Annotated in this window: 9 protein-coding genes; 6 read left to right on the top strand and 3 right to left on the bottom strand. The window is 54.3% G+C overall.

Annotation, left to right across the window (positions count from 1 at the left end):
• Nucleotides 1-137: 137 nt before the first annotated feature.
• The gene (locus tag ACESLM_RS29615) at nucleotides 138-542 is read left to right on the top strand and encodes a hypothetical protein (RefSeq protein ID WP_372638123.1); all 405 of its coding nucleotides are present in this window, start codon (nucleotides 138-140) and stop codon (nucleotides 540-542) included.
• A gap of 415 nt (nucleotides 543-957) precedes the next feature.
• Here ACESLM_RS29615 and ACESLM_RS29620 read toward each other — a convergent pair whose 3' ends face one another.
• Both ACESLM_RS29620 and ACESLM_RS29625 read right to left on the bottom strand, forming a co-directional pair.
• Nucleotides 958-3,186, bottom strand: a complete 2,229-nt coding sequence (locus ACESLM_RS29620) for a putative bifunctional diguanylate cyclase/phosphodiesterase (protein WP_372638126.1) — start codon at nucleotides 3,184-3,186, stop codon at nucleotides 958-960.
• A 93-nt stretch (nucleotides 3,187-3,279) separates the two neighbouring features.
• On the bottom strand, nucleotides 3,280-3,912 hold the full coding sequence (locus ACESLM_RS29625; RefSeq protein ID WP_372638129.1) for a TetR/AcrR family transcriptional regulator: 633 nt from the start codon (nucleotides 3,910-3,912) through the stop codon (nucleotides 3,280-3,282).
• A gap of 186 nt (nucleotides 3,913-4,098) precedes the next feature.
• Between ACESLM_RS29625 and ACESLM_RS29630 the strand changes: the two genes are divergently transcribed.
• Nucleotides 4,099-5,262 (top strand): YhgE/Pip domain-containing protein, encoded by a 1,164-nt coding sequence (locus tag ACESLM_RS29630; protein WP_372638132.1) that lies wholly within the window; start codon nucleotides 4,099-4,101, stop codon nucleotides 5,260-5,262.
• A gap of 268 nt (nucleotides 5,263-5,530) precedes the next feature.
• Here ACESLM_RS29630 and ACESLM_RS29635 read toward each other — a convergent pair whose 3' ends face one another.
• Nucleotides 5,531-6,496: a helix-turn-helix transcriptional regulator gene (locus tag ACESLM_RS29635; RefSeq protein ID WP_372638134.1), complete on the bottom strand. Its 966-nt coding sequence runs from the start codon at nucleotides 6,494-6,496 to the stop codon at nucleotides 5,531-5,533.
• Nucleotides 6,497-6,601: 105 nt separating this feature from the next.
• On the opposite strand from ACESLM_RS29635, the gene ACESLM_RS29640 reads away from it, so the two are divergent.
• The 4 genes from ACESLM_RS29640 to ACESLM_RS29655 all read left to right on the top strand — a co-directional run.
• A complete protein-coding gene (locus ACESLM_RS29640; RefSeq protein ID WP_372638137.1) occupies nucleotides 6,602-7,024 on the top strand; it encodes a DoxX family protein in 423 nt (140 codons plus the stop codon).
• A gap of 81 nt (nucleotides 7,025-7,105) precedes the next feature.
• Nucleotides 7,106-7,585 (top strand): GyrI-like domain-containing protein, encoded by a 480-nt coding sequence (locus ACESLM_RS29645; RefSeq protein ID WP_372638145.1) that lies wholly within the window; start codon nucleotides 7,106-7,108, stop codon nucleotides 7,583-7,585.
• A gap of 23 nt (nucleotides 7,586-7,608) precedes the next feature.
• Nucleotides 7,609-8,076: a phage tail protein gene (locus ACESLM_RS29650; protein WP_372638139.1), complete on the top strand. Its 468-nt coding sequence runs from the start codon at nucleotides 7,609-7,611 to the stop codon at nucleotides 8,074-8,076.
• Between the two features lie 136 nt (nucleotides 8,077-8,212).
• The coding region (locus ACESLM_RS29655) for a glycoside hydrolase family 3 N-terminal domain-containing protein (RefSeq protein ID WP_372638142.1) at nucleotides 8,213-9,886 on the top strand (1,674 nt) is incomplete at its 3' end.

A 9,886-nucleotide genomic window follows, 5' to 3' on the forward strand; every position in this document is an offset into this window, starting at 1 on the left:
GACTTGCTCTTTGAATTCTTCGCTGTAATGCTGTCTTTGCTCCCCCATACCGGACACCTCATTTTCTTGTTGTATTCATTATCTGTCTGCTCTTATGAGGTGTCCACTTTTTATTCTAGCTCCAGGCAGACCGTTGCGTGAGCGAAACCGAGCGGATGACTGCTTCTAACGGTCTGACAGACCGTTACGTGAGCGAAACCGAGCGGATGACCGTCTCTAACGGTCTGACAGACCGTTACGTGAGCGAAACCGAGTGGATGACTGCCTCTAACGGTCTGGCAGACCGTTGCGTGAGCGAAACCGAGCGGATGACTGCTTCTAACGGTCTGACAGACCGTTACGTGAGCGAAACCGAGCGGATGACTGCCTCTAACGGTCTGACAGACCGCTACGTGAGCGAAACCGAGCGGATGACTGCCTCTAACGGTCTGGCAGACCGTTGCGTGAGTTTCTTCGACCGAATTGGGTGTCTAGCGGAGGAGATTACTGGAAAAGAATCGCACATATCGACGCTAGGGCAAAGCCAGGATGGCAAAGATTAAACGATAATTCCGTACAATCTTTACTCCGAGAGATCTATATAGCAAGCTATTTGTAGGTCAATTGGTATAAAATTCGCGCTCCGAAGGGTGAGGCGAATAAGCCCGCCAGGCGGCACGGACTTAAAAGTAACGGTTCTACCGGTCGAGCTCGCGCTGGAGATCGAATTGTCGTTTGTACGGGGACGACAACTAGTGCTGCAGGATGAAGCCTTGGGGCAGGCGATTACCTACGCGGAAACGATACTGCAATCACTGGACTCCACCGGAGAGGATTACAGTACGGCGCTAACCGCGCTAATAGCGGCATATAGAGCTACGCTCTAAGCCGATCGCCGCAGACGCCGAACAGAAACAAGAACGTATACGACAAAACCCGGAGCCTCGGCTCCGGGTTTTGCTATGAGGGCAAACCGGCTTAGGCCAACAAACGGGCGATCTGATCGGCCGGTTGAGGCTTATGGAAGATGAAGCCCTGGATTTCGTGGCAATTGTTCTCTTGCAGGAACGCCAGTTGTTCGCTCGTCTCCACGCCCTCCGCGATGACGGTCAGGTTCAACCGGCTGGCGATGAGCAGCATGGCCACGATGATGGCTTCATCCTTACGGTCCCTCGCGATGCCGCTGACGAAGGAACGGTCGATTTTGATCTTGTCGACGGGCAGCAGCTTCAAGTAATTCAAGGACGAATACTGGGTGCCGAAGTCGTCGATCGAGATCGTGAAGCCCATGTCCCGCAGCGCATGCAAGGCGGGCTGCATGTCTTCCTTCATCACCAAGTTCTCGGTAATCTCCAGCTCGATAGATTGCGGATCGAGACCGTGCTCGCCGACGATCGCTCCGATCCGTTCCGGCAGGTCCTTCTGGGCGAACTGCCGGGCTGACAGGTTGACGGCGATCCGGATCGGAGGGAGTCCGGCGTCCAGCCAAGCGCGGCCCTGGGCGCACACGATCTGCAGCATCCGTTCTCCGATCGGAACGATCAGCCCGGTCTCCTCCGCGATCGGGATGAAGTTGTTCGGAGCGATGATCCCCTTCGTCGGATGCACCCAGCGGATCAGCGCCTCCAGCCCGACGACTCTGCCGGATTCCACTTCGATCTGAGGCTGGTAATAGACCGTAAACTCGTCCTTGGCCAGAGCGACTCTCAGGCTGCTCTTGATCTCCATCGCTTCTTCGGCGTTCGGGTTCAGCGATACATCATAGATGCGGAATTGATTTTTGCCCTCGTCTTTGGCCCGATACATGGCGAGATCCGCGTTGCGGATCAGCGAAGTGCTGTCCTGAGCGTGCAGAGGGAAGAGAGCGATGCCGATGCTGGTCGTCATGAAGTGCTCGGTGTCCCGAATCGCGAAGGGGCTCTGGAACAGCTCGCGAACTTGATAAGCAACCTGACGAACCTGCTCCATGCTCTCGATGCGAGGAATCATGATCGTGAATTCGTCGCCGCCGATACGCGAGATTACCGCTTCGGGAAGAGGCAGCTCGGCCAGACGCCGTCCCGCCTCCTTGAGCATCATGTCCCCATGGATATGGCCTAACGAATCGTTGATCATCTTAAAATGGTCGAGATCCAGGTACAGCAAAGCCAGCGTCTCTCCGACCAGCCTGCCGCTCTCGATTTTATGAACCAGCTGTTCGTTAAAATAGGTCCGGTTGTACAAGCCGGTCACGGCGTCCCGGTAAGCAGCCGCGGTCAGCTCGTCGAAGGTCGATTCCAGCTTCTTGTTGGCGATCTCGAGGTTGTGGGTGCGTTCCTTCACGATCTGCTGCAGACGGGCTTTCTGCGACATCTGGGCATAGAGGAAATAGATGAGAAGAATCAACGATCCGAAGCAGACCGTCCGGAAAATCCGGATTTTGGACGCGACGGATTCCAGCCTCTCGCGGTTGGGGACCGCCGCCATCTCCCATTCGCCGTCGCTCAGCTCTATTTTCCGGATAATGGCGGATTCTTCGAACAGATTGGGATCGCCCATCAGGACAAGCGAGTTGCCCCTGACGGCGAAATTGATGCCTTTATCTCCATTAAACAGATCCGCTTCCTGCAAAATCGGATTAATATCCAGCACGACGGATACGAAGCCCCAGAATTTGCCGTCGCGTTCGATCGCTTGCCGCGAGAGCAAGCCCAGACCGCCCTGGGCCAGCTGGCGCGGACCGAGAATCGTCATGTCGTCCGTTAGCTTGGTCCGTTCGGCGTTGCGCCGGATTTCCGCATCTTCGCTGTGGAACAAATCCAAGCCTATGATGTTCTCGTTGCCCGTCAAGGGATGGACGAACCGCGCGATTCCGTTCGGATAGATCGAGAGGTTGCGAATGCCGGGAATCCGGCCCGAAAAGTTGTCGGCGAACGTATGGAAGCGCGAATCGGATAAGGCTCCGGCATGGGTGAGCTCGTTGATGACGAAAGCTTTAATGCCGTTCGTGAGCAGAAGTCTGCTCTGGATGGCGGCGACCAAGGCGGAAGCGTTGGCGGATAGTTCATAGGCGGTGTCCCGGTTGATTTCCCGGATAAGGCTGTCGCGATAGGAATCGGTCAAATAATGGACCAGGTTGCTCCAAATCAGCGTTACGCAAGCCAGGGTGAGCCATATTCTAAGCGGCACGGCGGCGAATCGTTCGGTTATGGGGACGGCGTTGAACATGAGCGAGATCACCCCGGATGCGTACGAGTGGATAGCGATGAACCCAGATTAAGCGATAATTGTTAAGATTGTTTTCGGAAAAGCATGAGCAAGTTATGAGTTTCCCGGTGTCATCGTGCGAGATGCCGTTCTGATCCCGGAGGAAACGATCGGTCCGTCGTTCACGAGCCGGGTGGCGATCAGGCCCAACTGGTAGGGGGTTTCCCGCATTCCGTTCTGAATCCAGTGCAGCACCATGCCGAAGTTGGCGGATGTCATGTAGGCGACGAGATATTCTCTGGGAATGAGCGATTGGGAGTCTTCGGGCAGCAGGTATTCGAGCTTGCCGAACAGATGGGAAGCCATCAGGTTGCGAAATTTCATCGCGTAAGAGAGGTCGCCTCGAGGTCCGAGCATCACCTTGAAAAAATCGGCGTTGCGCCGGATTTCTTCGAATATGTTGACGACTTTCGGATAAGGCTCGGCAGCTTGGGCGTATTCGCTGAGCTCGCGGGGATCGAGAAGCTTCACGAGGGAGAACACCCGCTCGAACATCTCGTCCATTACCTTGCTCATCATATCCGGCACGTCGCGGTAATGTAAATAGAACGTCCCGCGATTCACGTCGGCGCGTTCGGCGATATCCGTTACGGTAACGTGATCGATTCCTTTTTCCTCGATACTCTCCAGCAGAGCCCGGCGCAGAAGCTGCTTCGTGCGAATTTGCCTGCGATCAATCTTATTCATAGGTCGCTGATCCTCCCGCTGACGATTTTTTTCCCACTTGCTGAACAGTCGGAATCGATTGTGTTGAGTAGTTAACAGTCGGATTAAATGTGATTATTGTAGGTTCCATGCCGTCTTATTATAATAAACGCATTGCTCGATAATCAACGTTATGTTCATTATTGGAGATAGGGAGATGGAGAAGAAATGGGTTTGCTTAAACAGAAAATGACTTGGCTAAGCGTTGTTGTCGTCGTGCTCGTTCTTACGGTGTTCGGGGCGGCGATGATGGGGTCGGTGGTCGGTACGAAGGCTAAGGACGTGCCGGTGGCCCTGGTCGTATTGGACCGGCCTGCAGAGCTTCCCTCAGGAGGCGCGCTTGCGGCGGGAGAGACGATCAAGGAGAAATTGACCTCGAATGCGGCGTTCCCGATTGCCTGGGCAATCGTCGATTCGGAAGAGCAGGCGCGCGAAGGTCTGGATGAACGCCAATATTACGGAGCTCTGGTGCTTCCGGCGGATTTGAGCCGCGGCCTGCTGTCGCTGGCGTCGCACGAGCCGAAGCCGGCGGAGATCGCGATCCTTGTCAACGAGGGCATGAACATGCAGGCATCGACGGTCGTGAGGCAAGTTCTCGACCAAGCGATGAGGAGGGTCGGATTGGAGCTGTCGACTCAACTGCTCGGGCAGATGGGGCAGCAAGCGGGGCAGATTCCGGTAAGCGCGGCGCAAGCGCTGCTGACGCCGATCGTCGTGAAGGAGGAGATCGTTCATCCTTCGGGGGCGAACAACGCGAACGGAAACGCGCCGGGCCTGCTCACGCAGATTATGTGGATCGGCAGTCTGGTGACGGCGATGAGCTTGTTTATGGCGGGGCAGAAAGCCGGTACGGCCGGAGGCGGAAGATGGGCGTCGGTCGCGCTTCAGGCCGTGATCGGCTTAGCGGTGACGGGAATCGCTTCGGGATTCGTCGTCTGGATGGCCTCTTCCTGGTACGGGATGGAGCTGGCAAGCGAGGGAGCGACGTGGATGTTCCTATGGCTGGCGGCTGCGACGTTCTTCCTCCTGCAATCGTCTCTGCTGAACTGGATCGGCTTGCCGGCGATGGCGCTGCTCGTGCTGCTGATGTTTTTCTCGATGCCGCTGCTGGGCATGGCTCCGGAATTCCTGGCGGAAACGACGCGCGATTGGATCTATTCCTGGACTCCGCTGCGGTTCGCCTCCGGCGGGCTGAGGGAAACGATGTACTTCGGCGGATGGGATGCGGTCGGCTCGAACGGGACGGTGCTGTGGAGCTTGGCGGGCGGGTTTCTGGCGCTGCTGCTGGCTTCCGGAATCAAGAAAGCCAAGGCGGCCGCGGAACGGCTATAGACGATTCTACCCCTGGTCCTTGGCGGGCTGGGGGTGTTTTGTCATGGAGAGGCGGGGGTATGGGGGCAATCGCCCGGCGGTCAGCGGCTGCCGGACATGACGATCAGGGAGATCATCTCCTAGGAGGCGAGCTCTGTCAGACGCTCCCGAATCGTCGAGCCGCCATTCCCTCCCGTCGTGGGAGCCGTTCTGCTGGCTTACCGGGAGCTGGGGCTGTCTACGGATGTTCGGATGGCGGGGAGGCAGGCTTGAGGGCGGATAACAGGGTTTACTTGTTCCCTAAAACATCCACTCTCTCCTGTAATCCATCCGCAATCTCTTTCGGTATTTCCCTAACCTTGATATCCCTGCCCAAGAAAAGCAGCCAGCTGGTGATGTCGGCCAACTCATCCGGCTGATGAACATTGATGTATGTCTTGATAAGAGCCGTAGTCTGATAAGGATTCGTATATGAAATCGTAATTCTTAGTGGATGGTATTTCTTGAACTGGGCAATCGCCCTTGGACCAAGCTCAAGAACAAGGTTGACGGCTTCTTCCTGCATGCTCAGTTGTTCTAGAATCTTTTTCTTGCTGAATCTTTTTTTCCCGGAGTACGGTTTCACATCGGTGAGATTGTCGACCGGAATAATCCGCCTCTTCTCCTCCTCGAGGTCAAAGCCTTCTATTTGCCATGAGCTTTTTTCACGATATAAGCGCATTAAGTAGATGGGGTAAATCTTTACTTTCCTCGCCTCTTCGACGGAAACGACCAAGTAGCTGATCTTAAGAAGGGTCTGGATCAACTGCTCTAACATCGGATGGGGCAGATCCGACAGATCGAGCAGATCCGGATTGTGGGGGTTGGTTCCTTCGAACAGCAGGATTTGGTTTAACAGAATAAGGTCGTCTTGCTGGTTTTCCGAGATGAGGCCGAGTATTTTTTCCGCTAAAGATTGGCGACTTTTAAGATAAGGGAGCTGCAGATTTCGTGTGGCCATGAAGGCGATAAACAGAGCTTTAATCTCATTATCGGTAAAGCGGACAGTGGGCAGAACGGAGTTGCTCATCACAAAATAACCCCCGTCCCTCCCGACTTCGGCGACTAGAGGCATCCCCATCGCTTCGATTTCCCTGATATCTCTAATCGCCGTCGAACGAGAGATGCCGAATTCCCGCATGATTTCGGAAATCGTAAAATGGGCGCGGTTGTTGATATACCGCATGATGACGTTAATCCGTTCTACTTTTTTCATGGGGCCCTCTAAACAGTATCATATTTTGACATGATTAATGGTTATTATAAACCCATCAAGTGAAAAAACAAACGGCTTGATCCATTTCTAAGAGGAGGAATGAAAATGAATACGATCGTCGGTAATGAGCAAATTGCAAAAGCAGCATCCCGTCCAATGGGGAGATTAGCCGCTTATTGGACCGTCACCATCCTGCTCGCATTCTCGATTGCCTTAAGCGGGATCGGACAACTGATGCGATATGGGGGGAATGTCGATCTGGTGACCGATATTGGGTTCCCGCTATATGTCACGACCATTCTCGGCACTTGGAAGTTGCTTGGAGTCCTTGCGATCGTCATGCCGGGGTTCCCTCGGCTTAAGGAGTGGGCTTATAGCGGTCTCTTTTTTCTAATGACGGGTGCGGCCTTATCTCACGCGTTCGCTAACGATTACGGCGATTACGGCTTCCATGTTATTCTCCCGCTGTTCTATGCGGCGCTGGTTATCGCTTCTTGGGCAATGCGTCCGAAAAGCCGCAGACTCTGAAAGGCCGATAGACTTCTACTGCCTGAAGCACTAATATTAAAAACAAATTACTTGATCTGTTCATGAAGAGGAGCTGGAATGATGGCAACGTATACCTTTGAGGAGAAAGACAGCTTTATCGTAATTGGTATCGGAACGGAGCTGAAGAGCGATTACACGGACTATGCCGGCATCAACAAGGAGAAGCAAGACTTCTGGCGGGCGGTGGAGCAAGATGGCAGGCTTGACGCTCTAAAAGCTGTCGCCGCGAACGACTACATCTTCGCCGTGAACGAAGCGGTCAATCACAAGATGATGTATTATGCCGGCGTCATGACGGATGCCTCGATCCCGGAAGAGCACAGAGTGATTCAATTCCCCAAGGGACAATATCTCGTCGTTAAAGGCGAAGGGAAGACGGCGGATGAGTTGGGCGGCATGCTTACTGGCATTGCTTTCGGTCAAGCTTTGCCGGCGGCCGATCATTACGCCTATGTTGGCGGTCCCAATGCAACGGTTGAGATGGGGCAGCGAGACGGCCTCGTATACGGGGAAATGTGGATTCCGGTTGTGAATAAATAAACAAGATCAGAGGAGGAATGGGGATGCCCGCTATCGTTGATTTTAATCATGTGTCTGCAGCCGGTCTGGAATCTTCGCCGGTAGCAGGAGCGCTTGCCGGCTTGCGTGCGAATGAAGCCCGGTACTTCATGAATAAATACAAGCACGAATTTACCGTCGTGCCGGCGAGCGAAAGCCAGGAAACGCTTGATTATGTGAACCGGGTTTTGAAAGAGGAACGCGGCATTGCCTTTACGGCCCAGCCCTTGGAGACATCGCGTTTTCAAGTAGAAAATATCAAATGGGCCTTTGTCTTCTATGAGGATGGTCTGGCGGTCAACGTCATGTATACGGTCGATGATCCCAAGAAGCGGGCCGTCGGATTTAAACTGTCCGAGGGGATGGAAGTCCCTAAGGAGCTGGAAGAGAAGAAGTTCAAATTTGCAAGACAGAAGTCCAAGCTGGCTGGGACAATTCGAGGTTCGTTCTTCGTTATTAAAGGAGAATATTAGTGTAGAAGCGCCCCTTAGAATGGAATGGCTTACCCGCAGGGTAGTCACAACAAGTTAACTATCGAATCGCAGTAACTTTCGAGGGAATCTTACGTCCACATATATCATAGTCACCATGCGAGTGCATCTAGAGAGGATGACAGCATTGAAAGGTTGGCGCAGGTTTAGTCTAGTATTGGGGTTCACGAGTGTACTCCTGGTCGCTGCGAATGCGAATCCCGGTGAAGCGGCGGCGGGGCAGCGTTTTACGGATTTGGAGCAGGCCAGGTGGGCAACGGACGGCATCGGTTATTTGGCCGATCGGGGAACCGTGGCCGGTTATGGCGCGGGCAAGTTCAAACCGTTGCAATCCATCACCAGGGCGCAGGCGGTTACCTATCTGGTACGCGAACTGTATCCGGATGCGTCGGCATCTAATCTGATGGATTTTACGGACGTGTCGAAGTCTCATCTGTTCCAGCGAGAGATTAGCATTGCTTCGGACATGGGATTGGCCGGAGGGTTCCCGGATGGCTCGTTCAGACCGGATGAGCCGATCAGCCGCGCGGAGACCGCTGCGATGCTTACCCGCGCTTATCCACTTGCTGCCGGGAATCTTTCAACGAAATTAGGGGACGTTCAGGACCACTGGGCTGCAGCGTCTATTCAAAGGCTGGCGTCCAATGGTCTGGCGGGGGGATATCCCGATGGAACCTTCAAGCCGAACCGATCGGTCAATCGGGCGGAGTATGCCGTTTTCCTATCGAGGGTTATTCAGTTTAAGAGGACGAAGGCCATCGAGGGAGAGGATTGGGAGGCCTTGTTGTCGCTGATGACCGTGGAGGAGAAAGCGGGTCAAATGCTGATGCCCGATATCCGCATGTGGCAGAACAAAGCGACAACCACTGTGAATGCCGGCATTACGGCAACGGTCCGGGATCACAAGCTGGGAGGCCTTATTTTATTCGATAAAAATATCGAGGATATCGAGCAGCTGACGACGTTTAATCATCAGTTGCAGGCGCTCGCCGGCGATATCCCCTTATTTCTGAGCATCGATCAGGAAGGCGGCAGCGTCGCGAGAATACCGGGAGGCGCCAATCTTCCCGGAGCGATGGCGCTCGGCGCTACCGGGGACCGGGCGTTATCATTCGAAGCGGGCAAGGTCACGGGAGCTGAGCTTAAAGCGCTTGGCGTGAATTTGAATTTCGCGCCGGTGCTGGATGTAAACGTGAATCCCGACAATCCGATTATCGGCATTCGTTCCTTCGGATCGGACGCCGGGCTTGTCTCGGAGCTGGGAACGGCGTTTATGAAAGGAATGCAGCAAGAGGGCATCATCGCTACGGCCAAGCATTTTCCCGGACATGGGGATACGAATGTGGACTCGCATCTGGGACTGCCCATCGTGGCACACGACCGGCAGCGCTTGGAACAGGTAGAACTGCGGTCGTTCCGTGAAGCGATTAAGCAGGGAGTAGACATGGTCATGATCGGTCATATCTCCTTCCCGGCCCTGGACGATGAGACGGTGGTCTCCAAGAAGGACGGTTCGAAGATCGTTCTCCCGGCCACGCTGTCGAAGGAAATTGTAACTGGATTGTTGAGGAGTGAGATGGGTTTTCAGGGCGTCGTCGTATCCGATGCTTTTACGATGAAGGCCATTGCGGAGCACTTCGGCGAGGAGGAAGCCGTCGTGCGCGCTGTATCCGCGGGAGTCGATATCGTACTGATGCCGAAAAATATAACCGAAGCACACGATGCTATCGTGCAAGCCGTTAAAGAAGGAAGGCTGAGCCAACAGCAGATAGACAGGTCCGTGAAGCGTGTT

It is taken from the genome of Cohnella sp. (genome assembly GCF_041641335.1).
Classification (GTDB): domain Bacteria; phylum Bacillota; class Bacilli; order Paenibacillales; family Paenibacillaceae; genus Cohnella.